Here is a 24148-nt window from a genome sequence, read left to right as displayed (position 1 = left end):
ATTCCTAGCTGCAGCAGGCGTTGTTGCATGGATCGAAAATTGCTATATTTTTGGTATTCTTTAAAAGTACCGCGATGTTATGCCGTGGCTTGACCACGGCATCCAGCCTTTTACTAAGATTTTTTCTGGATACCGTGGTCAAGCCCACTACTGTACGAACGTTGAAAAAAGGCTGTGTCATGCCGTGACTTGATCACGGCATCCAGGAAAATAAAGCCATATTAGACTTATTTTAGAATCTTTTTATGATATTATAAGCTGGACTGAAGTGGTCGTAGCCACGGAATGACAGAATTTTTACCTCTTTATTTAAACGTTCGTACAGTAGTGGGTCAAGCCACGGTATGACAAGTTTTAAGCGATTTTAACCATCCATGCAACAATGCTGAAGCCATAGGCGACGCGGCAATCCAAGCTATCCCGAATGTAATCAAGGATTTAATTAGAATGCTATACATAGTTGATGACGTTTTGACCTATCCACGGTGTTCATTATTCTGTCGTAATTTTTCTCGGAGTTTTGCAAGTCTTAAGAAACGTGCGAAGGCAAAAATCATTGAATCAATAAAACCGTCAAAGCCGAATATAAAATATCGCCTAATAAAAAAAGCTTTAAAAAAACATAATAGCATTTCCGTAACAATTCGAGTGCGCGACAGCACTTTACCGGCATTAAATAAATCTTTTGCTTGCTCTCCCGAATAAAAATTTGCTTTAGCAACCAACTGCTCAATTGAAGTGCCGGAATGATGATAAGCTACGCCGTTTAAAAGATATATTTTATTCTCAATACCCTCATTAAATACTACCGAATCATGAGTAGTACTATCATGAGTATTGCCGAAACTAGCAAATTTTTTATTATATAACCTGATGCATTTATTATATGGTGCAAATCGACCGGGTTTTGAATTATTACGATGCATTATTAAGAGCTTTATTTGATAAGCTAAATAACGATCTTGATTTTCGGAAGCAAAAATATACTCTATTTCATCTTGTAATTCTTTAGATAATTCTTCATCGGCATCAATATTAAGCACCCAGTCGTGAGAGCATAACTTCTCTCCGAAAGTTTTTTGAACAACATAGCCGGACCACGGATTAATTACTATTTTAGCCCCTAAATTCTTAGCAATCTCTACTGTCGCGTCGGTACTTTCGCTATCAACTACAATTACTTCCTCGGCAATATTTTTTACGCTATTTATAGCTCTCGCTATTCTTATAGCTTCGTTTTTTGTAATGATAAAAGCAGAAATTTTTGTCATGTGATTTTATTATGATAATCTATTCATAATGTGTCCACATTCTAAGGACTTTAACAATTTTTTCTTGTTCATAAACCTCGTAAATAAGTCTATGTTGAATATTAATTCTCCTTGAATAGCAGCCATTTAAGTTACCGACTAACTTTTCATATGGAGGGTAGGTTTTCCAAGGATTAGAGCTAATTATGTTTAATAATCTTTCTACGTTACTCTTTAAACCCGCTTGTTTTATTCTTTTAGCGTCTTTTTCTGCATGCTTAGTATAACGAATTATATACATCTATAAAAACAATTACCAAATTAATTTATCGTTGCATTTGTCTATTGGTTCTGCTCGTCCTTCAATTATGGATTTATGCAAACCCGGAATAGATAATAGATATAAAGTTTCTTCCATATTTCGATAATCTGCTTCTGAAATCATCACAGCTTTATTTCTTTTGCCTTTAATATAGATAGGCTTATGCGCATCAGAAACGTAATCTATAAGCTTATAAAGCTTGGTTCTTGCTTCACTTGTATTATATATTTCCATTACACCCTCAATTATATTATATATTAGATTTATAGCGTACTATAAACAGTACGTTTTGTCAAGTATACTGCATGTCATTCCCGCGGGGCAATGCCCGCGTGGAACGTTAAACGCGTCATTGCGAGCGACTGGAGGCGTTGTTGCATGGATGGTTAAAATCGCTTAAAACTTGTCATACCGTGGCTTAACCCACTACTGTACGAACGTTTAAATAAAGAGGTAAAAATTCTGTCATTCCGTGGCTACGACCACTTCAGTCCAGCTTATAATATCATAAAAAGATTCTAAAATAAGTCTAATATGGCTTTATTTTCCTGGATGCCGTGATCAAGTCACGGCATGACACAGCCTTTTTTCAACGTTCGTACAGTAGTGGGTCAAGCCACGGCATGACAAGTGTTCTATTCTTACAAATACCGAAGTAACCAAAAAACAGCTTTAACTGTAAAAGTTAAAAGCAATGTTGCCGTTATACCGCCAAGCCACAAGATAATAAACCATTGCCACCCTTTTAGGCAAGACATTACTTTTAAAAGCTTAAGGTGTATTTTCTTAATATATTGGGTGATGAGTCGATTTTCCACGGAATATATAATAACAATAAATTGTATAACCAAGTATCACCGGTAAAAATATTCCGATACCGATTAATAACAGAGATTGCGATTCAGGAGCAGCTGCCGCTTGTGCTAAAGTTACTCGGTAAGGCACTATAAACGGCCATATACTTATACCAAGACCCAAATAACCACATAAAAATAAGAGGATTACGCATATAAAAGGCTGTACGTCATTTTCTCCCCGAATAGTTTTAATTAACCTAAAGAATATTAAAGCCGTTAAAATAGGAATAATTGCAAGATATAAAATATTAGGCATGCTAAACCAACGATCATGTATTTGCTCATTTAAAAAAGGTACCCATAAACTAACGAGTCCCATAAACAGCGCAACATAGCACGAAATATAAAGAGCGGATTTACGAGCCCATTGTTGAGTATTATCAGCTGTTTTCATTATTAACCAGCTAGAGCCGAGAAGAGCATAGCCGCATATAAGGGCAAATCCCGTCATTATAGAAAAAGGAGTTAACCAGTCAAAAGCGTTACCGGCAAATACTCGCCCTTTAACTTCTATTCCCTGCACAAAATTACCAAGCATTATCCCCTGACAAAAAGCGGCAAGCAGTGAACCGAAATGAAAAGAATAATCCCAAATATAACGATGATTTTCGCGAGCTTTAAATCTAAATTCAAAAGCCACGCCGCGGAATATTAAACCCAGTAACATTAATATAATGGGAATATATAAAGCCGGCATTAGAATTGAATAAGCAAGAGGAAAAGCTGCAAACAACCCTCCTCCTCCGAGTATTAACCATGTTTCGTTACCGTCCCAAAAAGGCGCTATAGAATTCATCATTTTATGGCGACATTCATCGGTCGGCGCAAAAGGAAATAATATACCTATTCCTAAATCAAATCCGTCTAATAAAACATAAAGACAAATTGCCGTAGCAATTAAACCGCCCCAAATAAGCGGTAAATCTATATAAGAAGCAAAGTTAAGCATCGGGTTTTCCTAAATTTTAATTGTGGTAGTTCCGTGTCGATAGCTAAACATCATTGCAAGTAGGCAATGCCTGCGTGGATACTCCAAACGTCATGGCTCACCACTGCAAGCGTTGTTGCATGGCTCTAAAAAAGTGCCGTATGTCATTCCCGCGCAGGCGGGAATCCATTCTATGCGTCATCCTGAATTTATTTCAGGATCTACTATAAAGAGATGCTGAAACAAGTTCAGCATGACTATAATTTTTCCCGGATTCCCGCCTGCGCGGGAATGACATCGAACACGCTTTAACTTATCTACGCAACAACGCCTCCTCGCAATGACGGACTTTATGAACCTTTATCGCTTAAGTCAACACCCATGCAACAACACCGGAATAACATCAAGTTCTTTGAGGGTAATCCTACTTAATATTAAACTTATCTTGCATAAGTTTATTTTCTATTGCCCCTACTAAAGAATCAGCAAAATTTTCGGAAAGATTTTTACCTACTATACCCAATTTTCTTTTAAGCCACGGCTGTTTAGCACTAACATATTGAAATTTGATATTTTCACCGAATTTTTCTTTCATAACGCTATACATATCATTGATACCGTCAATTAAACCGTAATCAACAGCAATTTGTCCTGCCCAAAATTCCCCGTTAAATAAAATATCATCTTCTTGGGTTAATTTACCCTTACGTCTTTTTTTCACATAATCGACAAAATGCTCATAAACTTGCTTTTGTAAATTTTTAATTATTTTAAGATCATCTTTTTGTATCGGCTGGAAAGGGTCTAAAATTGCTTTATTTGTCCCTTCAGTATAAATTCGCCGCTCTATTCCAAGTTTACTAATAGCTTCATGAAAACCAAACCCGCTTGCTATAACCCCGATACTGCCTATAATAGAACTACGTGAGGCATATATTTGATCACCGATGCAAGCCAGCCAGTATCCTCCAGAGGCAGCAACGTCTTCTATAAAACTATAAATTTTTATTTCATTTTCTTCGGCAAGCTCACGAATACGTTTGGAAATAAGCTCTGCCTGTACCGGCGCACCGCCGGGTGAATTAATCACTAAACAAACCGCTTTAAGTTTTTTTATTTTAAAAGTTTTTTCTATTAATTCATTTAACGATTCTAAAGTAAGCCCTGACTGCATAGTACTGACTTTACCTATCACCCCACCAAGCCGCAGAACAGCGATAACATCTTTGGAATTAGTAAAAATTGACGGAAAAAAAGAAAATAATTGTTCTAATTTACTCATTTGACGTTTACTTATTATCGGCTCAAATTCTGCTTTAGCAACGACGCTTTTATTTCTTTCATTCATTATTTTGCTCTTTTTTATCTTCTGAAGTAAATTCTTCATCCGAAGTTGATTTTTCTGACTCATCTTGATTTATAGATTTTTTGACCGTGCCTTTTTGCACGGATTTTAAAGGCTTAGCAGGCTGATTAAGAGACCCTTCATTATAACTATTTTTTGGATCAGGATAATTTCCCGGAATATTGGATAAAATAATCTCTCTAATTTTTTCGTCATGCCAATTTGTATTACCGGTAAAACTAGCTATTTTTTTTCCGTCCGAAGTTATTAATATACTAGTCGGTATTCCTACAATTGCAAATGCTTTAAATAATTGATTTTTATAATCGTGAAAAATCGGTAAATATCTTATTTGATAGCTTTTAAAATGTTCTTGGATAACTTTTATCCCTTGATAATCCTCCGATACGGGTATTACCTCAAAAGGTAATTTTCTAAAATCTTTTTGTAAAATATCAAGGTCGGGCATTTCTTTAATACATGCCGCACACCAAGTTGCCCAAAATACTAATAATATAGTTTTTCCTTCAAACTGATCAAGAGAATATTGATTTTTTTCTTCATCAAAAAATATTACGTTATCCGGAACATTTGAGCCGTTTAAAAATTTTATAGTAGGTTTACCGGACTGGGAAGAGGCAAAGCTAGTTGTAGTTAACAATAAGCTCGCTATAATAACAAAAAAGTATTTACTATAATTTTTCAAAATCATATAAATAAAAGTATTTTTTATAGTTTTACGAGATTTTAATGAAAACATTTTTACTTTTTTTATTATTAATATCGACAATATTAAGTAGTTGCGGTATCAAAAAACCGCTAGAAATTCCTCAACAAACAGAAATATCTTGAGTAGCTTACACAAACGTCATTGCGAACGACTGAAAGGAGTGCGGCAATCCAGGCTATCCCGAATTACATTCGGGATTTAATTAAAATGCTAAATAAATTTAGCATAAAAGTATATTTAACTGGATTGCCACGTCGATGCTTCGCATCTCCTAGCAATGACGATTCGGCTTTATAAATACCTTTTATCCGTACTCTCTATCAATACCTCTTTAAAGTAGTACCTTGCAATACCAAATCAAAGCAATATGCTTTTATTTCTTGTTCTGCAGTAAATAAATCCGGATTCATTTCACCGCACTCACATTCACAAATATTTTTATCAGATAATTCTAATCGTGTTTGCAAAGTCTTAAGGCTAGAATGTTCCACTCTAATATTTGCATTCTTAAAACGGGGAGATAACATACTAATAAAATAATATTCTCCTTTGTTATTAGTAGTAGCAGTACCGGAGCCGGTAAAGCTTGAATTACTATTAGCGTAGAATCTTTTTTTATCGACCCGCAACCGCAAAGGCTCATACGGATATCTTCCGTCTTGCCCGGCTTGCCATAAATATACTTTTGCATCTGACACCGGTACACAATTCTGATCCAGCACCCTACCCTTTATTAAAATTTTTTCGCCGTTATATTTAGATAATTGACCTGTTTTACGAAGTAAGTTATTGGTGGATTCAAAAACTTTCGGTTCATAATCATTTAATATATTTCTAGTAATCTTACAATGATTAAGGTTATTACTATAAAATTGAGGCGTAGCGGCAAATATGTTAACTGCCAAAAAACAAAGTAAACAAAATAAAAAATTTTTCACGTTTTACCACTTTGATTGTGTTGATTAAACTTTAATTAGCGTTGTTGCATGGCTCGAATTTTTGATGTCATTCCCGTGAAAACGGGAATCCATTCTATGCGTCATCCTGAATTTATTTCAGGATCTACTATAAAGAGATGCTGAAACAAGTTCAGCATGACTATAATTTTTCTAGATTCCCGCCTGCGCGGAAATGACATACTGCTATTTTATCGAGCCATGCAACAACGCTACTTTAATTAGTAGATCAATTAATTACGTTAATCAAATTAATTTTAAGTATAATTTTTATTTGTTTGTTGATCAATTGATTATTGATTGTTAATATACATAAAACATTAATTCTTAAATCTTTAATGCTATGCAAAAATTTTTAACTCTAATAATTGTAATGTTAATACTTTACAACATTGTAAAGATGAAAACATCATCTTCTTTAGATAATAATCAAAAAGAACAAACAACCGTCAATAACCTTACTTCTGAAAACCGGCCGCCAGATCATGCTGAACCGAATAATCCGTTAACCGGTAATTTAATTGAAAAAACCATTTCAAAAGTAATAATAAATGCCCTTAAAACCGAAGAAGGAAGAGTATTTTTTGAAAATCTTCTGCAGCCGTTAAATAAACCGCTTGATACTGAGAATTATACAATAGAAGTGCATAAAGATTTAATCACGCCGTTATTTAAAATTAATACTATCGGTAACGGTAATATCGGTCCTGCTTCTTGCGGTCATGTCGTAACGGTATATTATCAATTATCCGATATTGATAATAATTTACTTACCGAAGACACCAAGACTTTTACTTTAGGTTCAAGAGCTATATTACCGGGGATGGATAGCGTAATTGTCGGCATGATGGTCGGTCAAGCAAGAGAGGCAATTATTCCGGTAAAATATGCCTATTATAATCAAGAATACCAAAGTAAAAATATTGACCCAAACAGTCCGTATAGGCTGAATGTTGTATTAAAATCTATATTACCGCAAAACTTTATACAAAGTAATGAAGTAAAAGTGTTTGATGATGAAATAGCTTATCGGCTGCCTTTATTATGCGGAGAAAAAATAGTCTTTGATGCAAAAATCACTCGTTTATCAGACGGTAAAATATTATATGATTCAAAGCTATTGCAGAAAAAAATTGATATGAAAATAGGCGATATTACTTATCCCTTAATTTTTTCATATGCTCTTCACGGCAAAGTGCCGGTAGGAACTAGAACAGTAATTGCTAAAGGCAAAACTTTTAAAGCTACGGGATCGAATTTAAATAAAGTCATTTCTAATGACTCATTACCCTTGGAGGAATATTTAATGCTTGAGTTAAATAATTTTAAACCGTAAAAAAGAAAAAAATGTCATACGCCTCGATGTCATTCCCGCGTAAGCAAGGCGTTGTTGTATGGCTCGAATTTTTGCAAAGTGTTTCGGTGTCATGCCGTGGCTTGACCCACTACTGTACGAACGTTGAAAAAAGGCTGTGTCATGCCGTGACTTGATCACGGCATCCAGGAAAATAAAGCCATATTAGACTTATTTTAGAATCTTTTTATGATATTATAAAGCTGGATTCCGTGGTCGTAGCCACGGAATGACAGAATTTTTACCTCTTTATTTAAACGTTCGTACAGTAGTGGGCTTGACCACGGTATCCAGTCTTTTTACTAAGATTTTTCTGGATACCGTGGTCAAGCCACGGTATGACACCGTACTTGTAATAACCTAAGTAGAACATAAAATAATAAAAAATATGCCTTTTAAAAAAAATATTCAAAAACAAAAGAATTATATTTTGTTAACTATTCTTGTCATTATGGTTATATTAGTGTATTTTGTCTCCTTAATAAAAATTGCCGGCTAAATTTTTTTTATAGGTACTTACATGAGAAATATTATTTTATTATTAAGTTCAATAGGTTTTTTACTAGTAATAATTATAATTATCGCTATAAATAAGCATCCTAGTAAAGATACTAAAGAAGAGATATTAGAAGTAAATATTATTATAAAAAATCATAAATTTACTCCCAATCTGATTGAAGTACCTAAAAATACGAAATTACTGTTAGTTATTCATAACCAGGATGATATAGTAGAAGAATTTGAAAGTAATGATCTCCATCGAGAAAGAATAGTAATGCCTAACTCCTCTATAAATATTATACTTGCACCTTTAGCCTCCGGAAGATACGATTTTTTCGGTGATTTCCATCAAGAAACTGCTCAAGGCTGTCTTATTGTTAATTAGATGTAAGGTATAAAATGTTTAAAATTGCTTTAATTGTATTTCGTGAATGTTTAGAAATATCTTTATTACTTGGAGTAATACTTGCCGTAACAAAGCAAATAGAGAAATCACGTTTATATATTATTGCCGGCATCATGCTTGGAGTAGTATGTGCCTCAATTTTTGCATTTTTCACTCGTAAAATATCTTTATCCTTTGGAGGGATGGGTGACGAGCTGTTTGACTCCTGTATCATGATATTAACTACTATCTTAATTAGCTGGACGATAATTTGGATGCAAGGTTACGGTATTAAAGTAAAGCTACATCTTAATGATTTATCCGCAAAAATTAGCGACGGGAGCGGCAGTTATATAATGCTGGTTTTACTTGTTGCCAGCACTATTTTACGCGAGGGAGCAGAAATTATTATTTTAGTATATAGTATCTCTTCAATTGAAACACTTACTAGCAGCGTTTATTTACAAGGAGTTATCATAGGTACAACAACCGGATTTTTAGTTGGTTTAATAATATATTTCGGGTTAATAAAAATTGCTAATCAAAGATATATTTTTAAAGTTTCTACTATCTTATTAATGCTGATCGCCGGAGGTTTTGCGGCAAGTGCCGCCGGTATCTTAACCTCCTCAGGTCTAATTATGTTTTTATCCGATCAGCTTTGGGATAGCTCTTGGTTAATCTCTGATAAGAGTATAACAGGCAAGGTATTACATATTGTTACCGGTTACATTGCAAGACCAAACGGTTTACAAGTTGTGGCTTATTTTTTCACTATAGGTTTAATTAATATTTTAATACAAATAAAATTAAAATATACGAAGTTTTCGCGCTAGTTTAAGGAATAATGCCGGAAGAGGTCATTCCGGCATTATACTAGCGTTATTGCATGGCTACCGGAATCGTCATTGCGAGGAGGCATTTATGCCATTGCTGCAATCCAGATATGCTAAACTTGTTTAGCATTCTCATTAAATCCCTCATTACATTCGGGATAGCCTGGATTGCCGCAGCCACTTCGTGGCTTCGCAATGACAAGTTTTTTATTAATTTTCGAGCCATGCAACAACGCCGCACCGTTGCAGGAATGACATCACGAAGGTTTATTTTCATTACTTATTACACATAGAATAAATTTATTCTAAACACATTAAAAATATTATATGTTCAAATTATTATCAGAAATCGGTCCCGTAATAGCATTTTTTGTCGGATTTTTTTATGGCGGCGGTATACAAAATGCTACTTTGTATATGCTTATCACCGCTATTATTTGTATCACTCTTTGTTATTTTATCGACGGGAAAGTATCTAAATTATCGCTAATTTCTGCAAGTGTTTTACTTGTTTCCGGTAGTATCACGTTAATTAGCGGCAATTCGATGTATATAAAAATAAAACCGACTATCTTATATATTATTTTCGGTATTATTTTTCTTATGAGCGGTATAAGAAAAAATCCCTTTATTAAATATGCTTTAGAAAGTATAATTCAGCTTAAAGAAGAAAGCTGGATTACTTTAAGCTACAGAGCCGCCGGATTTTTCTTTGTCATGGCCGTAATTAATGAAATAGTTTGGCGTAACTTTACGGAAGTAACATGGGTAAAATTCAAAGTATTTGGGGTAATCCCGATTACTCTTATAGTTATTTTATTACAAATACCTTACTTGTTAAGAAACAAATTACCTGATAAAAAATTATAATTATGCAAAAAATTTTAATAATCATGTTTTTATCTCTTACGCTAAGCGGTTGTTTACCGGCAATCTTTACCGCTGCAACTACTACCGGTATTGCCGCTTCAAAAGATCAGCCAATGTCGGAAACAATCAATGACTCCAAAATCTCGGCGGCAATTAAAACAGCACTCATTAAAAATAACTTTAAGGAGTTAGGCGCAAAAATTAAGGTAGAAGTGTCACAAGCACGAGTATTATTTACCGGAAATATAGAAAAAGAAGAAGATGCTTTGAAAGCAATAGAAATTGCTTGGAATCAAAAAGGAGTTAAAGAAGTTATTAATGAGCTTAAAGTTAATAAAAAAAGCAATCACTTTGATTTAGTGCAATATACCAGAGACAGCCTTATAACCACGCAGATTAAAACGAAAACTTTAGTTAGAAAAGATATAAAATTTGCAAATTATACAGTTCTTACCGTAAATAATATTGTATATTTATTCGGTATTGCTAGGTCAGAAGAAGAATTAGCAAAAATATCTGCTATTTCATCAAAAATAAAAGGCGTTGAGAAAGTAGTCTGTTATGTTAAAATAATGAATAATTTTTCCGATACTAACGAAAATAATGATATAGATGATAGTAACTTATAATAAATTAAAATTATTAATTTTTTTGATCCTATGTTTTGGACTTGTAAGCTGTAATACTTCAAAACAACATCTATATAAAAACCTCTCAAAAGATGATCCTCACAATTTAAGTTATCAAGGACACTATAAAGTCGGAAAAAGCTATAAAATAAAGGGTAAGACTTATAAACCTCAAAGCCCTAATAAATCATATACCCAGCTAGGCATAGCTTCCTGGTACGGCACTAAAGGTGGATTTCACGGTAAAAAAACTGCCAATGGAGATAAATATAACAAAAACCTATTAACGGCAGCCCACAAAACCCTGCCCTTGCCTTGCCTTATTAAAGTAACTAATCAAGCTAATAATAAATCCGTGATACTTATGGTCAATGACCGAGGTCCTTTTAAAAAGAATCGCATTGTAGATGTTTCGGAAAAAGCCGCTGAAATTTTAAAATTTAAAAAGCAAGGAATAGCAAAAGTTAAGGTAGAATATTTAGCTCATGAAACAGATAAATTTTTGAAAAATATAAAATTAAAGCCTCAAGAAAATTTTATTGTAAAACGCACACCTAAAAAACGAACCTCAACTACCTTAGCTAGTAGCAAATGTAGCGTTAACTGTCACATTAAGCTAGTCAACTTAAAACACAATTTAGCTTTAACTCCTTAGAAATAAGCACACGAATTTAGGTCATTGCGAGCGACTGGAGGCGTTGTTGCATGGCTCGAATTTGCGATGTCATTCTAGCTAAAGGCTCTAGTGTACGAACGTTTAAATAAAGAGGTAAAAATTCTGTCATTCCGTGGCTACGACCACGGAATCCAGCTTATAATATCATAAAAAGATTCTAAAATAAGTCTAATATGGCTTTATTTTCCTGGATGCCGTGATCAAGTCACGGCATGACACAGCCTTTTTTCAACTTCGGACAGTTATGGCTAAAGGCGGGAATCCAGAAAAATTATAGTCATGCTGAACTTGTTTCAGCATGACAAGGACTGGATTGCCGCGTCGGCATAAATGCCTCCTCGCAATGACGGTATTTGTTTTAATTATGTACCGTAATCTGTCTTTACAATAGAGTCTATACATCTAAGCCAAGCTTCCCAGTCACGCTTGCCTAAATCTTTTTCAAATGATAATATATCTTGTAACGTTTGCCGACATACTTCTTTAGAAGGAGTAATTAACTCTTGCCCTCCCCTATAAGCTAAGCATTGCGTTTTGCAAGCTAGTTCTAAATGATAGCTATAAAACATCGTTTCATGAATTGTTTTCCCGCAGGTAATTACTCCGTGATTACGTAAAAACATTACATAATTTTGCCCAAGGTCATTAACCAGTGCTGCACTTTGATTGTTATCAAGCACTAAAGAACCGTAATTATGATACGAAACTCTTTCATAAAAATGTAATGCCCACTGGCTAATCGGTAATAACCCGCATTGCATCGATGAAACCGCAACACTTGCCGGCGTGTGAAAATGAAATATAGAAGAAATATCGGATCGCACTTTATATATATTACCGTGAATAAAATAGCCGGTTTTATTATATTGATATTCACTTCCCTCTAAAACTTCCCCTTCTAAGCTAACTTTAAGTAGATTATCTTGGGTTACTTCCTCAAATCTTAGACCAAAAGGATAAATATAATAAAAATCAGCATTTAAGGGTCTTGCGGATAAGTGAGTATAAGTATGGTCATCCATAGCTAAATATGCCATTATTCGATAGGCGGCAGCTAGATTATGTTTTATATCGATCATGAGTTTTTAATTAATGGTTTAATAAGCGAAGCTATACCTTCCGACAATTTTATAGATGCCTTAAATCCAAGGTTTTTTTCAACCTTTTCGGGATTGCTAATAGATTTATAAATGTCTCCCTCGCGCGCGCTTAAATAATTTAGCTTTACTTCATGACCGACTGCTTGAAATAAAGTTTTTATTAAATAGTTAAGGGGTGTACCGTAGCCGATACCTAAATTATATATTTGCGGTTCAACTGAAATATAATCTTTAGCCAAAGCTAAGCATTTAACAACATCATCGATAAATATAAAATCTCTTTCTTGAGTTCCGTCGCCGTAAATATTTAGAGGTTTATTATTTTGCAACTTATTAATAAAAATCGAAATAACTCCCGAATAAGGAGAATTTGGGTCTTGTCTTTGACCGTAAACATTAAAAAACCTAAATCCTATAGATTTTAAACCGTAGCAATGGGCAAAAACACTAGCTTGCAATTCAGAAGTATATTTATCAACCCCGTAAGGCGAAATAAATTTTCCTATATTCTCTTCCGATAAAGGCATCTGCGTTGAATTTCCGTACACCGCCGCCGAAGACGCGTATATAACCGGTATTTTTCTCTTAGCGGCTTCTAAAAAAACATTAATAGTACCGGTTAGATTAACTTTGTGGCAGGCAAGCCAATTATCGATTGATTTTTGCACGGACGGTATGGCTGCTAAATGATAACAAAAATCTATTTTATCAAATGTTTTTTCAAGTATATTAGCATCATTAATATCCCCGACTATTAACTTACATTCTTTTGAAATATTTTCTATTTTTCCTGAAGATAAGTCATCAAATATTGTAATATTATGCCCGGCTTTTAAAAGATAATCGGCAAGATGAGAGCCTATAAAACCTGCTCCACCGGTAATTAAAATATTCATTTATAAATTTGATTTAAGTTTTTATAATGTTACATACTATAATCATATTTATTTCTTGAATCTAGTAATATTAGGCGGTTTATATAAAATATTATATATCTAGAGAATTTATTAATAACCCCAACTATGGATAAGTTTTTAAGCTAAAACTTATCCATAGTTGATAATAATAAACTAAAATTAATTGACAGACCTATTGCTTAAAGATATTATCAAGCGAATTATCCTTATTTAATAAAGGACGATAAAAATAGTTGAATTTATTAATGCTTTATGACAATTAACATTTTGTTTTTATTAGATTGCCTACAAAAAGGTGGGGCGGAAAGAGTAGCATCTAATATAATGAATAGCTTATCTTCTAACCCCCGATATAACATAAATCTAATCACTTTTTATAGCGAGACCGAAACATATCAGTATGAATTGAACGAAAATGTTAAAGTCACTAAATCAAGTATACAGAATGAAAAAGACCATTTATTAGAGCTTATTGATAATACAAAAATTGAGCTTGTTATAAGTTTTTTATATATGGACAGGCATATAAATCTTATCTATAAGCATTACCCTGATATTAAATATATTTTCACGGTTCATAGTACATTATTTTATTTTGCTCCATTTGTTGATAAACTTTTAAATATTATTGCAAAAGCTAATATAACTACGGTTTTAAACACTTATACATATAAAAGTTGTAGGTTAGCCGGCTTAAATAATATAACTATAATACCGAATCTTAATACTTTTAATACTTATGATATAGAACCTCAATTCCCTAATAATAAAAATTTACTATGTATCGGTGATTTTACACGAGATATGGGAAGAAATAAACGCTTAGATAGAGTATTAAAAGTTTTTATAGAAGTAAAGCGTAAACATAATGATGCGGTACTGTATGTAATCGGTTTATATAATTTAACATTAAAAATAAATAACGAAACAGAAACATTAGAAGAGTTAATTGAAAAAAATAATTTAGAAATAGGAAAAGATATTATTTTTACAGGAGTGATTTATAACGTATCTTCTTATTACAAAAAATCAGCCGTATATATTATGACTTCAACATTAGAAGGTATGCCTATGGTACTTTTAGAATCAGGAGCATACGGCTTACCTGTAGTCGCAAATAAAATAAACGGGCTTGAAGATGTTATTCTCGAAGGTCAAAACGGCTTTATAGTAGAACAAGACGATATAAAAGGGATGGCTGAAAAAACTATTCTTTTACTGCAAGATAGTGAGTTAAGACTAAAAATAAGCAAAAAAGCAATCGAATTAGCTAAAAGATTCGATAATGATAAAGTAATCTCTCAATGGGAAACTATTATTAATATGGTATTAAGTAACGATCAATTAACCATTAACAAATTACTTTATAAAAATATTAATTACACTACGGAAGATTATAAAAATATAGCTCTTGATTCTTTAACAGCTTGTCGTCTAGCAACAAGAGATAATGAAATGTTAATAGATATACCTTCTTATAATCCTGCTCTTTGTATAGTAATTCACAATCCTATAATCAAAAAAACTTTATTAGGCGTAAAATACATACTTAAAAAGTTACATTTATTAGGTTTATTGAAGAGAATCTTACAATAATAAATCTATATCGGCTTTAATATGCATTTTTTTATATTAATAATATTATTATTTTCAAGTAATGTTGGATTTGCAAAAGATAAAGCTGATGTGGACTTTATGGAATCTATGTCCGGTGGTTCAGAACTATTAGCAGAAAATACTATTAACAGAAATGACGCTCTCTATAATTCTGAAACTTTAAAAATAATGGCTAAACATTATTCTCTAAAATCTCCTTCAAAAATGCCGTATAATAAAACTCCTTTAATTCCTAAAGTTATACATCAAATATGGATCGGCTCGAAAAACATCCCTCCTCTATATAAAAATTATTTAGAAGAATGTCGCCTTTTACATCCTACTTGGGAATTTAAAATTTGGAAAGACGAAGATACACTTAAGTTGAAGACAAAATACCAAAATCTATATGATATTTCACGAAGCCTTGTACAAAAAACCGATATATTAAGATATGAAATATTATTACAATATGGTGGGGTCTATCGAGATATGGACGTTAAATGTTATCGCTCTCTTGATGAAATGAACCATAAATATGATTTTTATGCAGCATTAGAGTTTAGAGGGGTACTTAATAATGGATTTATCGGTGCAGCCCCTAATCACCCAATATTGAAAGAAACGTTAGAACAAATTCATAAAAATCTTCCAACAGAATTCAAAAAATATGATAATGGTGAGATATACTTCCCGATATTTCATAATTTTATAGTCAAAACTTCAATGATTCCTTTAACAGAAGCTTTTAAAAAAACAGCAAGCTATAGTGATAAGGTTATTGCACTTCCTACTACTTATTTCTTTAGTACTGTTAAAGGTGATTTAATATCTTGGGAATTATTCCCTCCTACTCCGAATAAATATTCTAATTTTTGGAAAGTATTTGCCGGAAAAATGCCACCGCATAAACTTGCTTTTCCTAAAGTACAAAAAGAATCTTTGGTATTTCATAATTATACTACTAAAGATGAAATAGGATATTTACCTTTTAATGATAGTATGGATATGTATGACCCGGAGCGAGAAAAAGCTTTTCAAAAATTACCTTTGATTGAGCAACATCGATTAAACATGATGCGAGAAAATTATGAAAAATTTCATCCTAAAAATATGGAATTTAAAAATATAGGAGAAATTCCTCAAAAAATAATATTTATCGTATTTAATGAAGAAGAAAAAAAAGAGCTTGACCTTAATATATCCGAATGGGTTATGTTAAACCGTACATTTGAGATTGATATCCGGACAAAAGATAAAATTTTAAAATCTTTCCCATATTTAGCAGCCTATTTTGACAATACTAACTATAATAATGAAGATATACGTTTTTTAGCAGGTTTAGAGATAATTAATAAAGAAGGGGGACATTACGTAGATTTCAAAGCAAAACCGATAGTTCCTATATTTGAATTAGGCAATAAATTAAAGCTATATACCGGAATACAACCGGTTAATCATCAAAATTTACAAATTTTAGCCTCAAATAGGCTTATAGGATCAGTAGCAAATAGCCCTATTTTATCACAAGCATTAGATGAGTTTTATAAAAAAAATACCCCTATGAGGTGGAATTTAATAGACATAATTAGTAAAAAAATGTTCTTATATGGTCCTATATTAGTATTACCTTCATCTTATGTCGGACCGACTGATTATCTTCCCGAAGATACTTACATTACTAAATTAAAAAGAATTTATCGTTATTATAGATCAACAATAAATGATAAACATGCTTATTATTCAATAATTGATTAAATAACGCGAACTATGGATAATTCTTAACATTTCATTTTTTTATATCAAACTCATTTACAAAAGGTCTATAGATAATTTTATTTTCTTCTGACAAATCTTTATTAATTACGGAATTTTTAGGGGCTTGCATACATTCTTTTAAGTATTTATTATTCAAATAAGGAGCTAAGGAATAATTTAATATATAACACTGCAAACCATCCTGTTTATTACCAAAATCAAAATTCACTTCTACGCCCTGCTCTAATAATTCTTTAACCATACTACTTTGCTCATTAAAAACTTTTTGTGCCGGCGATAATTGTTTTATTCTTAAGGTATTTTTAACTACCGAAAACGATGCAACAACAAGTAATACCGCAAAGATAAATAATTCTTTTTTATTTTGATTGAATAAGAAAATACTATTTTTTATATATGCACAAGAAATTATACCGAATGCTAGACTATAGCATCCTAAATATCTAAGTAATGAGGCTCCTTTAATTGCTTCTGCATAAGTGAAAGTGAAAAAATACAAATATAATCGCCATAAGGCAAATATTAGATAACAAATAAAGGTAGCAACTAGCAAAAATTTATATTCTCTTAATAAGGAAGGCTTATATTTGCGCACCGAGTACCAAGCTAATCCGCCGATAATATATAGCGCGATGCTCCCCTCTTTCACTAAAAACTTAAGAAAAAACTTGCCGTAATTAAGGAGTAATAATTTATGCTGCTCATTAAAATTTTCTATAATTACGACGATATTACTAAAGCTATGCTCTCTTCTACCAAAAAAATCATGAGTATTTTTAAAGTAACTCAGCCAAATAAAATTACACATAATCGGTAACGTCAATAATAGAAAATAAATAATATAATCTTTTTTATTTCTACCGCCTTTATAAAATTTTATATGATGGGATATTATAATTATAGAGGCAAAACTAGCTAGCCATAATCCAACTTCTCTGAAAAAAGTAAGCAGTATCACAATCGGTAAGGCAAGAAGCATGGCTTTATGTTTGTCTTCTTCAAGTATGTAGATAGCAAATATACAGCCGAACATTAAGCCGATGGTGCTGTCGTTATATATTGATCGTAGGCCCGTTGTGTAAAGCACGACTATAGCCAATATTACAGAAATAAAAAAAATCGTTGACCAAAATTTTCTATTTGCCGTTAATGGTGCTAAAAAAATCAGATGTAATAAAAAATGAGCAAATAATACATTACCTTCAGAATAACCTGAAAGTAATAACATAAAATAATGATAAACGGCACTACCTCTTGGATAGTGAGCATGGGTAGTTATAATAGAAGAGGCGGAATTTTGATTTTCAAAAAAACCGAAATGTAATAATTCTTTAGTAAATACCCCCCAATGGCAAAAATCATCGTAGGCATGTAAATACGAGCCACTTGTATAAATAAAAAACGCGATGATAATTATACTTAATGAGATAATTTCATTAACGCATGGTTTTATATTTTTTAAAAAATCATCTTTTGAGATTTGAGTATAATAATAAGCAAAATATATCGTACCTAGAAAATAAAATAAATAAGTGGCTGCAGGTAAAAGATTTACCGTAGCAGCACAATATAAAAGTGATACTAAAAGGGAAGTAACTACCGGAACAGCAAAAATAAATTTTGTTTTTAAGCAGTTAGAAAATAAATATGAAAACCCAAAAATAGTTAATATCGGTATGAGGATCATAAAATTAAACTTGTTACGGCAAGGTGATAGCTTAGATAAGAGTTTTCAATATCATTCCCGCGGGTACTTGGGTGTCAACTTAAGATGAAATTAAGCCGGTCCAATGTCATTCCCGCGGCAATGCGGCGTTGTTGCATGGCTCTAAAAAAGTGCCGTATGTCATTCTAACTAAAGGCGAGAATCCAGAAAAAATACTTAAAATAAACAAACTTATATAAAAATTTACTATATAATTCGCTTAAATACTTTTCTGGATTCCCGCCTGCGCGGGAATGACATCGAAAACGCGGGAATGACATCGAAAATTCGAGCCATGCAACAACGCCGGTCAAGCAACTAGATGACACCGCGGTACTTTTAAAAAATCCCCGAAATATAGCAATTTTTGATCCACGCAAGAATGACTCGGATTAGATTAAAAACCCATACCGTCCATGCCACCCATGCCGCCCATACCGCCACCGCGCGGTGCTGAATCTTCTTTATCGGAAGGCTCATCAACAATTAACGTTTCGGTAGTAATAATCAATGAAGCAACGGAAGCCGCATCTTGTAGTGCCGTACGAACTACTTTCGCCGGATCAATAATTCCTGCTTTAATCATGTCAACATAAGTCATATCTTGAGCATTAAAGCCGAAATTTTTGTCCTTGCTTTCTAGAAGTTTACCGACTACGACGCCGCCATTCTCACCGGCATTTTCGGCAATTTGTCTTACCGGATCTTGTAAGGCTGCTGCTACCAACTCTATACCGGCTTGTTGATCCTTGTTAGCTCCTTTTAATGACCTTAAAACTCCGGCTGCGTGTAGCAGAGTAACGCCGCCTCCGGCAACAACTCCTTCTTCTACCGCCGCTCTAGTCGCATGAAGCGCATCCTCAACACGATCTTTACGCTCTTTTACTTCTATTTCGGTAGCACCGCCGACTTTTAAGACGGCAACACCGCCGGAAAGCTTAGCTAAACGCTCTTGTAGTTTTTCTTTATCGTAATCGGAAGTAGTTTCTTCAATTTGTTTACGAATTTGCGAAGCTCTTTTTTCTATATCTTCTTTGCTGCCTGCACCATCGACGATTACGGTATTTTCTTTAGAGATAGTAACTTTCTTAGCAGTACCAAGCATTTTAATATTTACATTCTCAAGTTTCATGCCAAGATCGTCAGTTATTAACTCACCTTTTGTTAAAACGGCAATATCTTCCATCATGGCTTTTCTTCTATCGCCGAAACCCGGAGCTTTAACTGCTGCAACTTTCAAACCACCGCGTAATTTATTGACGACTAAAGTTGCAAGAGCCTCACCTTCTATATCTTCGGCAATGATAAGTAAAGGACGAGCTGATTGGTGTACCGCCTCAAGTACCGGTAACATTGGTTGTAAAGTTGATAGTTTTTTTTCAAATAACAAAATGTAAGGATTTTCAAGTTCCGCAATCATCTTCTCGGAATTAGTAACGAAATACGGTGATAGATAACCTCTATCAAACATCATGCCTTTAACTACTTCCACGTCAAAGCTAAAGTTTTTAGCTTCTTCAACGGTAATTACTCCTTCTTTGCCGACTTCTTCCATTGCTTTAGCAATTTTTTCGCCGATTTCTTTATCGCCGTTTGATGAAATAGTGCCTACTTGAGCGATTTCTTCCTGACTATTAATTTTTTTACTCGATTTTTTAATTTCTTCTACCACGGCGCTAACTGCTAAATCCATACCGCGTTTTAAATCCATCGGATTATAGCCCGCTGCAACGAGTTTATTACCTTCTCTAGCTAAAGCACGTGCTAAAACGGTTGCGGTAGTAGTACCGTCACCGGCTGTTTCAGCCGTTTTGGTCGCAACAGACCTAACTAAACGAGCTCCGGCATTTCTAATTTTATCTTTTATTTCAATTGATTTTGCCACCGTAACACCGTCTTTAGTAATTTTCGGCGCTCCGAATGATTGCTCAATAAGTACGTTTCTGCCTTTCGGACCTAAGGTAACTTTTACCGCATCGGCTAAGATATCAATGCCTTCTAACAATTGTTCACGTGCTTTTGAACCGTGCTTAATTATTTTTGCTTCCATATTAAATTCTCCTTAAAATAAAAAAATTATTAATTTTTTAGATGTCATATCTACTAACAAAAACACCGTCATTGCGAGCGACTGTAAGGAGGGTGGCAATCCAGAAAAATAATAATTTTCATAGCATTTTTTGCTAATTTTTTCTGGATTGCCACGTCGGGACTACGTCCCTCCTCGCAATGACGCAGTGTTAATCGAGCTATACAACAACGCCGATCAAGTCACGGGATGACAAGGATTTCCTTGCTCATTAATTAATTATACCCATAACATCACTTTCTTTCATGATGATCAAATCCTGACCGGCTACTTTAACTTCAGTACCGGCCCATTTACCGTATAGGACTTTATCCCCAACTTTAAGCTCTAACGGATGAAACTCTCCTTTTTCTCCTCTACTGCCTTTACCTACCGCAACTACTTCCCCTTGCATCGGTTTTTCTTTTGCGGTATCGGGGATAATAATTCCGCCCGCTGTTTTTTCTTCTTGCTGAATCGGTTTTATGGCAATTCTGTCATATAACGGTTTAAAAGACATTTCTAACCTCCAAAATAAATATTTTAAATGTATACTACTATATATAATTTATTTCTAGTAGTTCAAGAGGTAACTACTAAAAAATTTTAAATTATTTATCAAAATATTTAGTACTAACTCCGTGTTTTGTTTTATTCCATTTAAACGGCTGAAAAATAATTTCCCAAATTGCTTTATAGGACGCTAGCGTATGTAATATAAAATAACTAGGCCAGAGAATTAAGGCAATAATATCAAGGAAACGTAATTTTGACGATTGCCTATAAATTCTTAATATATAACAAGCACTTCCGTATAAATATAAGAATGCAAAAAATCCGTTAATCAGCCATAAATAATTAATTATAGGATTTTTGTTTATGATAATGGTAAATATTACAAAAGGTAAGCACCAAAAACAGTAAGAAGATAAGCCGATAAAAATATAAATAGTAGCTATTTGCCGTAAATTAAATTTTTTACATTTATCTTTGCATGCTTTAAAAACAAAAAAAGTTTGCAGGAAACCTTTAATCCAACGTGATCTTTGATTTAACCAATTCCCGATACTAATAGGCGATTCCTCTAAAGTATACGAATCAATCATATATACTTTATAGCCTTTTGAATAAAGCCTTATACCAAGTTCGGCATCTTCCGTAACGTTATAGGCATCCCAGCCGCCTATTTCATATAGTATATTTGTTTTGAAATGGTTACTAGTACCGCCGAGCGTCACCGGTAAATTTAGTAAACTCAAACCCTTTAAAATATACTCGAACCATAAGCTATATTCGATGTTAAACATTTTGGTCAGTAAATTCTCGTCTTTATTGTAAAAGTTAAGTTTAGCCTGCAAGCAAGCATATTCAGGCGGTAAATCCTTAAATACTTTTAATGCCGTAAGTAGCTGATCGGGATCAGGCATATCTTCCGCATCATATACGACTAAATATTCCCCTCGCGAATATTCTATAGCGTAATTCAAGGCTTTCGGTTTGGTTCTCGGTAAAGCGACAGGCACTTGTAACACGTGAATATATGAAGGTAAATTATATATGGCGATTTCTTTGATCATTAAATAATCATCGGCTTCAATAATAATCTTAACGTCTAATTTATTTTTAGGATAATTTAGAAGAGAGATATTTTTGATTATCGATTTTAATTTGCCTGTTTCTTTATATAAAGGTATTAAAATCGTATAAATTGGAAATTCTTTAGATTCTTGATTAAAATGAGATATTTGAGCTTGATTTGAGGCAACCTTACAGGGCAAATTATCAGGCAAAACAACACGCGAGAATAACAATATTTTCAAAAAATTTTGTAAAAAATAACCGGCATTATTGGCAATATGAAATAAAGCGGGAAAATATACAAGCATCCCTAAAAAAATTAAGAAGAAAATTATTACTTTATCGCTATAGTTAATATTTTTAGCGATGACCGCCTCGCTCGTAAATTCCAGGAAATATTTTGACTTAACAATATTTAGGTGAGCAAAATTTGCTTCTAGAACCTTATAAAAATCAGGTTTTTTAATCAAGTATATATGGTTTCCGGCATTTGCTAGCAACGATAAAACTCTTAAGTCATTTATTGCAATGACCTTGTTATTTTGGATATCTTCATAAACAAAATATCCCTTTACTATATATTCCTTAATACGAGAATAATCGTAAATCTTTATATCATGACTTTTATTATCTATTAATGGTAATGAATTACTGTTATGTAATAGATCTATCATTAATTCATTATCAATAAGCTCTTCCCGAATTATAATTTCGCCTAAATTCTCTTTAGTAGTTTTTTGAATCAATTTTAAGTTAGCAATTTGGAACTCATTTAGTAATTCTCTATTCTTAATTACTTTTAAAATATTATCTTCATCTATATTTATACATCTAACCATACTGAAAATGTTATACCCGATATTTTATATTTTTTATTTGAAAGGCTACGATCCCAAAAATAGCCGATTTGAGTTGTTAAAAAATTTTTCCCTACATTATCAAATTTTATTATTTTTGCAACTGAAAGTTGTTCATAGACGGTTTTTTCATAAATATAACCGTAATCCTGACGATTATGATATTTGGTAAAACTCACCAACATAAAACCGTTCTCAAATTTAATCCCTTCAGAAGTAGAAACATTATAATATCTTTTTTTATAGCCAAGATAGTTAAGATAATGACCGATACTTACCGTATTTTGATTAAACACGGTGGCAGAATAAATTTGTTTTGACATGCCGGATAATAATGAAAATTCTGCAAAAAATTCCTCTCTGCAGCCTTTATCTTTACTAACAAAGATTTTAGGCTGGAGCGATATAACAAAATCATTTTCCTGAAACAATTTAAGCTTATAAAATAAACCGGCTTCCTCGGTAAAGCTTTTTCTACCGATAAACTTATCTTCCTTAAATAAAAAATGAATACCGAAATTTTGATTGTCGCTAATGCCGTATTCAACACTACCGCTTGTAAGCCGTTCATCTTGATATGAGGACAATTCCGCTATCCCTTGCCACAATTTTTTTATGCGTTTTGATAGCCTCTTATAACGGCGAGAATTTGGGTTTAATTGCCGGTTAGGTGCCTCTAGCTGCTGCAATTTTTCTTCTAAATCTTGAGCAAAAATTTCTCGTTTTTTCTTCTCCTTCTTTGAGGCTTTATCGACATTATTGATATTTATACTATACCGATACCTACCCTCCTCTAACAGCCAAGCGGAAGCGTTAACTTTATTAGCGCTTAAAATAACAAAAACAAAAACTAAAATAAAACGCCGAAATATATTTATCATAACAAGCCGCATAAATCAAAATACGGTA

30 protein-coding genes and 1 pseudogene are annotated in these 24148 nt (G+C 33.1%); 14 read left to right on the top strand and 17 right to left on the bottom strand.

The annotated features are described in order from the left end of the window. Nucleotides 1–4: 4 nt before the first annotated feature. The 5 genes from AAGD64_RS04705 to cydB all read right to left on the bottom strand — a co-directional run bounded on the left by AAGD64_RS04705 (nt 5) and on the right by cydB (nt 3378). The gene (locus AAGD64_RS04705) at nt 5–181 is read right to left on the bottom strand and encodes a hypothetical protein (protein WP_341794058.1); all 177 of its coding nucleotides are present in this window, start codon (nt 179–181) and stop codon (nt 5–7) included. Nucleotides 182–476: 295 nt separating this feature from the next. Further along, nucleotides 477–1271, bottom strand: a complete 795-nt coding sequence (locus AAGD64_RS04700; RefSeq protein ID WP_341794057.1) for a glycosyltransferase family 2 protein — start codon at nt 1269–1271, stop codon at nt 477–479. A 19-nt stretch (nt 1272–1290) separates the two neighbouring features. Then, a complete protein-coding gene (locus AAGD64_RS04695) occupies nt 1291–1551 on the bottom strand; it encodes a Txe/YoeB family addiction module toxin (protein ID WP_341794056.1) in 261 nt (86 codons plus the stop codon). A gap of 12 nt (nt 1552–1563) precedes the next feature. After that, complete coding sequence (locus AAGD64_RS04690; protein ID WP_341794055.1) at nt 1564–1806, bottom strand: type II toxin-antitoxin system Phd/YefM family antitoxin; 243 nt, start codon at nt 1804–1806, stop codon at nt 1564–1566. A gap of 552 nt (nt 1807–2358) precedes the next feature. Continuing rightward, entirely contained in the window at nt 2359–3378 is a 1020-nt protein-coding gene (gene cydB / locus AAGD64_RS04685; protein ID WP_341794054.1) for a cytochrome d ubiquinol oxidase subunit II, read from the bottom strand. A 74-nt stretch (nt 3379–3452) separates the two neighbouring features. Between cydB and AAGD64_RS04680 the strand changes: the two genes are divergently transcribed. Further along, nucleotides 3453–3587 (top strand): hypothetical protein, encoded by a 135-nt coding sequence (locus tag AAGD64_RS04680; RefSeq protein ID WP_341794053.1) that lies wholly within the window; start codon nt 3453–3455, stop codon nt 3585–3587. A gap of 194 nt (nt 3588–3781) precedes the next feature. Here AAGD64_RS04680 and AAGD64_RS04675 read toward each other — a convergent pair whose 3' ends face one another. After that, on the bottom strand, nt 3782–4705 hold the full coding sequence (locus AAGD64_RS04675) for a S49 family peptidase (protein WP_253307727.1): 924 nt from the start codon (nt 4703–4705) through the stop codon (nt 3782–3784). After that, nucleotides 4698–5414 (bottom strand): redoxin family protein, encoded by a 717-nt coding sequence (locus AAGD64_RS04670; protein WP_410526087.1) that lies wholly within the window; start codon nt 5412–5414, stop codon nt 4698–4700. The genes AAGD64_RS04675 and AAGD64_RS04670 overlap by 8 nt, the downstream gene beginning before the upstream one ends. 38 nt (nt 5415–5452) lie before the next feature. Between AAGD64_RS04670 and lptM the strand changes: the two genes are divergently transcribed. After that, the gene (lptM, locus tag AAGD64_RS10585) at nt 5453–5554 is read left to right on the top strand and encodes an LPS translocon maturation chaperone LptM (protein ID WP_410525858.1); all 102 of its coding nucleotides are present in this window, start codon (nt 5453–5455) and stop codon (nt 5552–5554) included. Between the two features lie 19 nt (nt 5555–5573). Beyond that, nucleotides 5574–5729 carry a hypothetical protein gene (locus tag AAGD64_RS04665; RefSeq protein WP_341794051.1) on the top strand — a complete coding sequence of 52 codons (156 nt, stop codon included), beginning with the start codon at nt 5574–5576 and terminating at the stop codon, nt 5727–5729. Between the two features lie 23 nt (nt 5730–5752). Here the strand turns inward: AAGD64_RS04665 and AAGD64_RS04660 are convergent, their stop codons facing one another. Further along, complete coding sequence (locus AAGD64_RS04660; RefSeq protein WP_341794050.1) at nt 5753–6370, bottom strand: dioxygenase; 618 nt, start codon at nt 6368–6370, stop codon at nt 5753–5755. 193 nt (nt 6371–6563) lie between these two features. Between AAGD64_RS04660 and AAGD64_RS04655 the strand changes: the two genes are divergently transcribed. Both AAGD64_RS04655 and AAGD64_RS04650 read left to right on the top strand, forming a co-directional pair. Then, on the top strand, nt 6564–6695 hold the full coding sequence (locus AAGD64_RS04655; RefSeq protein WP_341794049.1) for a hypothetical protein: 132 nt from the start codon (nt 6564–6566) through the stop codon (nt 6693–6695). Between the two features lie 36 nt (nt 6696–6731). Then, nucleotides 6732–7724: an FKBP-type peptidyl-prolyl cis-trans isomerase gene (locus tag AAGD64_RS04650; protein ID WP_341794048.1), complete on the top strand. Its 993-nt coding sequence runs from the start codon at nt 6732–6734 to the stop codon at nt 7722–7724. Here the strand turns inward: AAGD64_RS04650 and AAGD64_RS04645 are convergent. After that, nucleotides 7704–7883: a hypothetical protein gene (locus tag AAGD64_RS04645; RefSeq protein WP_341794047.1), complete on the bottom strand. Its 180-nt coding sequence runs from the start codon at nt 7881–7883 to the stop codon at nt 7704–7706. The genes AAGD64_RS04650 and AAGD64_RS04645 overlap by 21 nt on opposite strands. An 88-nt stretch (nt 7884–7971) precedes the next feature. Here AAGD64_RS04645 and AAGD64_RS04640 point away from each other — a divergent pair, with 88 nt between their 5' ends. The 3 genes from AAGD64_RS04640 (at nt 7972) to AAGD64_RS04630 (ending at nt 9464) form a co-directional block, all read left to right on the top strand. After that, nucleotides 7972–8106, top strand: a complete 135-nt coding sequence (locus AAGD64_RS04640) for a palindromic element RPE4 domain-containing protein (RefSeq protein ID WP_341794046.1) — start codon at nt 7972–7974, stop codon at nt 8104–8106. A 156-nt stretch (nt 8107–8262) separates the two neighbouring features. Continuing rightward, nucleotides 8263–8628 carry a cupredoxin domain-containing protein gene (locus AAGD64_RS04635; RefSeq protein ID WP_341794045.1) on the top strand — a complete coding sequence of 122 codons (366 nt, stop codon included), beginning with the start codon at nt 8263–8265 and terminating at the stop codon, nt 8626–8628. 14 nt (nt 8629–8642) lie between these two features. After that, nucleotides 8643–9464, top strand: coding sequence for an FTR1 family protein (locus tag AAGD64_RS04630; protein WP_253307731.1), 822 nt, complete (start codon nt 8643–8645; stop codon nt 9462–9464). Between the two features lie 46 nt (nt 9465–9510). On the opposite strand, the gene AAGD64_RS04625 is transcribed toward AAGD64_RS04630, so the two are convergent. Then, a complete protein-coding gene (locus AAGD64_RS04625) occupies nt 9511–9741 on the bottom strand; it encodes a hypothetical protein (protein ID WP_341794044.1) in 231 nt (76 codons plus the stop codon). Between the two features lie 50 nt (nt 9742–9791). Between AAGD64_RS04625 and AAGD64_RS04620 the strand changes: the two genes are divergently transcribed. From AAGD64_RS04620 to AAGD64_RS04610, 3 genes and pseudogenes are all read left to right on the top strand, one after another. Next, nucleotides 9792–10334, top strand: a complete 543-nt coding sequence (locus AAGD64_RS04620) for a septation protein A (protein ID WP_341794043.1) — start codon at nt 9792–9794, stop codon at nt 10332–10334. Between the two features lie 2 nt (nt 10335–10336). Then, nucleotides 10337–10963 carry a BON domain-containing protein gene (locus AAGD64_RS04615; protein WP_410525859.1) on the top strand — a complete coding sequence of 209 codons (627 nt, stop codon included), beginning with the start codon at nt 10337–10339 and terminating at the stop codon, nt 10961–10963. A gap of 10 nt (nt 10964–10973) precedes the next feature. Further along, nucleotides 10974–11618: pseudogene (locus tag AAGD64_RS04610) on the top strand (septal ring lytic transglycosylase RlpA family protein); the annotation flags it as partial. Nucleotides 11619–12001: 383 nt separating this feature from the next. On the opposite strand, the gene AAGD64_RS04605 reads toward AAGD64_RS04610, so the two are convergent. Both AAGD64_RS04605 and AAGD64_RS04600 read right to left on the bottom strand, forming a co-directional pair. Continuing rightward, on the bottom strand, nt 12002–12715 hold the full coding sequence (locus tag AAGD64_RS04605; RefSeq protein WP_341794158.1) for a class II aldolase/adducin family protein: 714 nt from the start codon (nt 12713–12715) through the stop codon (nt 12002–12004). Then, nucleotides 12715–13635, bottom strand: a complete 921-nt coding sequence (locus AAGD64_RS04600; RefSeq protein WP_341794041.1) for an NAD-dependent epimerase/dehydratase family protein — start codon at nt 13633–13635, stop codon at nt 12715–12717. The genes AAGD64_RS04605 and AAGD64_RS04600 overlap by 1 nt, the downstream gene beginning before the upstream one ends. A 273-nt stretch (nt 13636–13908) precedes the next feature. Here AAGD64_RS04600 and AAGD64_RS04595 point away from each other — a divergent pair, with 273 nt between their 5' ends. Then, nucleotides 13909–15252 carry a glycosyltransferase gene (locus AAGD64_RS04595; RefSeq protein WP_341794040.1) on the top strand — a complete coding sequence of 448 codons (1344 nt, stop codon included), beginning with the start codon at nt 13909–13911 and terminating at the stop codon, nt 15250–15252. Nucleotides 15253–15273: 21 nt separating this feature from the next. Continuing rightward, nucleotides 15274–17010, top strand: a complete 1737-nt coding sequence (locus AAGD64_RS04590) for a glycosyltransferase (RefSeq protein WP_341794039.1) — start codon at nt 15274–15276, stop codon at nt 17008–17010. A 31-nt stretch (nt 17011–17041) separates the two neighbouring features. On the opposite strand, the gene AAGD64_RS04585 is transcribed toward AAGD64_RS04590, so the two are convergent. Further along, on the bottom strand, nt 17042–18427 hold the full coding sequence (locus AAGD64_RS04585) for a hypothetical protein (protein ID WP_341794157.1): 1386 nt from the start codon (nt 18425–18427) through the stop codon (nt 17042–17044). A gap of 136 nt (nt 18428–18563) precedes the next feature. On the opposite strand from AAGD64_RS04585, the gene AAGD64_RS04580 reads away from it, so the two are divergent. After that, nucleotides 18564–18806: a hypothetical protein gene (locus tag AAGD64_RS04580; RefSeq protein WP_341794224.1), complete on the top strand. Its 243-nt coding sequence runs from the start codon at nt 18564–18566 to the stop codon at nt 18804–18806. A 327-nt stretch (nt 18807–19133) separates the two neighbouring features. Here the strand turns inward: AAGD64_RS04580 and groL are convergent, their stop codons facing one another. The 4 genes from groL to AAGD64_RS04560 form a co-directional block, all read right to left on the bottom strand. Then, complete coding sequence (groL, locus tag AAGD64_RS04575) at nt 19134–20786, bottom strand: chaperonin GroEL (RefSeq protein ID WP_341794038.1); 1653 nt, start codon at nt 20784–20786, stop codon at nt 19134–19136. 250 nt (nt 20787–21036) lie between these two features. Beyond that, entirely contained in the window at nt 21037–21324 is a 288-nt protein-coding gene (locus tag AAGD64_RS04570; RefSeq protein WP_253307741.1) for a co-chaperone GroES, read from the bottom strand. Nucleotides 21325–21415: 91 nt separating this feature from the next. Next, nucleotides 21416–23221, bottom strand: a complete 1806-nt coding sequence (locus AAGD64_RS04565; protein WP_341794037.1) for a glycosyltransferase family 2 protein — start codon at nt 23219–23221, stop codon at nt 21416–21418. Beyond that, the gene (locus tag AAGD64_RS04560; RefSeq protein ID WP_341794036.1) at nt 23206–24120 is read right to left on the bottom strand and encodes a hypothetical protein; all 915 of its coding nucleotides are present in this window, start codon (nt 24118–24120) and stop codon (nt 23206–23208) included. The genes AAGD64_RS04565 and AAGD64_RS04560 overlap by 16 nt, the downstream gene beginning before the upstream one ends. Nucleotides 24121–24148 lie beyond the last annotated feature (28 nt).

The sequence above is a fragment of the Rickettsia endosymbiont of Ceutorhynchus obstrictus genome (assembly GCF_964026565.1).
Taxonomy (GTDB): Bacteria; Pseudomonadota; Alphaproteobacteria; order Rickettsiales; family Rickettsiaceae; genus Rickettsia.
Note: the sequence above shows the minus strand (reverse complement) of the source record. Positions and strands in the feature narration are given on the sequence as shown.

Coding starts and splice junctions, on each gene's coding strand:
- AAGD64_RS04640 (WP_341794046.1), top strand. CDS start 7,972: ATGACAGAATTTTTACCTCTTTATTTAAACGTTCGTACAGTAGTGGGC.
- AAGD64_RS04570 (WP_253307741.1), bottom strand. CDS start 21,324: ATGTCTTTTAAACCGTTATATGACAGAATTGCCATAAAACCGATTCAG.
- lptM (WP_410525858.1), top strand. CDS start 5,453: ATGAAAACATTTTTACTTTTTTTATTATTAATATCGACAATATTAAGT.
- AAGD64_RS04690 (WP_341794055.1), bottom strand. CDS start 1,806: ATGGAAATATATAATACAAGTGAAGCAAGAACCAAGCTTTATAAGCTT.
- groL (WP_341794038.1), bottom strand. CDS start 20,786: ATGGAAGCAAAAATAATTAAGCACGGTTCAAAAGCACGTGAACAATTG.
- AAGD64_RS04650 (WP_341794048.1), top strand. CDS start 6,732: ATGCAAAAATTTTTAACTCTAATAATTGTAATGTTAATACTTTACAAC.
- AAGD64_RS04565 (WP_341794037.1), bottom strand. CDS start 23,221: ATGGTTAGATGTATAAATATAGATGAAGATAATATTTTAAAAGTAATT.
- AAGD64_RS04655 (WP_341794049.1), top strand. CDS start 6,564: ATGACATACTGCTATTTTATCGAGCCATGCAACAACGCTACTTTAATT.
- AAGD64_RS04700 (WP_341794057.1), bottom strand. CDS start 1,271: ATGACAAAAATTTCTGCTTTTATCATTACAAAAAACGAAGCTATAAGA.
- AAGD64_RS04615 (WP_410525859.1), top strand. CDS start 10,337: ATGCAAAAAATTTTAATAATCATGTTTTTATCTCTTACGCTAAGCGGT.
- AAGD64_RS04600 (WP_341794041.1), bottom strand. CDS start 13,635: ATGAATATTTTAATTACCGGTGGAGCAGGTTTTATAGGCTCTCATCTT.
- AAGD64_RS04620 (WP_341794043.1), top strand. CDS start 9,792: ATGTTCAAATTATTATCAGAAATCGGTCCCGTAATAGCATTTTTTGTC.
- AAGD64_RS04590 (WP_341794039.1), top strand. CDS start 15,274: ATGCATTTTTTTATATTAATAATATTATTATTTTCAAGTAATGTTGGA.
- AAGD64_RS04670 (WP_410526087.1), bottom strand. CDS start 5,414: ATGATTTTGAAAAATTATAGTAAATACTTTTTTGTTATTATAGCGAGC.
- AAGD64_RS04675 (WP_253307727.1), bottom strand. CDS start 4,705: ATGAATGAAAGAAATAAAAGCGTCGTTGCTAAAGCAGAATTTGAGCCG.
- AAGD64_RS04630 (WP_253307731.1), top strand. CDS start 8,643: ATGTTTAAAATTGCTTTAATTGTATTTCGTGAATGTTTAGAAATATCT.
- cydB (WP_341794054.1), bottom strand. CDS start 3,378: ATGCTTAACTTTGCTTCTTATATAGATTTACCGCTTATTTGGGGCGGT.
- AAGD64_RS04595 (WP_341794040.1), top strand. CDS start 13,909: ATGACAATTAACATTTTGTTTTTATTAGATTGCCTACAAAAAGGTGGG.
- AAGD64_RS04705 (WP_341794058.1), bottom strand. CDS start 181: ATGACACAGCCTTTTTTCAACGTTCGTACAGTAGTGGGCTTGACCACG.
- AAGD64_RS04695 (WP_341794056.1), bottom strand. CDS start 1,551: ATGTATATAATTCGTTATACTAAGCATGCAGAAAAAGACGCTAAAAGA.
- AAGD64_RS04625 (WP_341794044.1), bottom strand. CDS start 9,741: ATGAAAATAAACCTTCGTGATGTCATTCCTGCAACGGTGCGGCGTTGT.
- AAGD64_RS04560 (WP_341794036.1), bottom strand. CDS start 24,120: ATGATAAATATATTTCGGCGTTTTATTTTAGTTTTTGTTTTTGTTATT.
- AAGD64_RS04635 (WP_341794045.1), top strand. CDS start 8,263: ATGAGAAATATTATTTTATTATTAAGTTCAATAGGTTTTTTACTAGTA.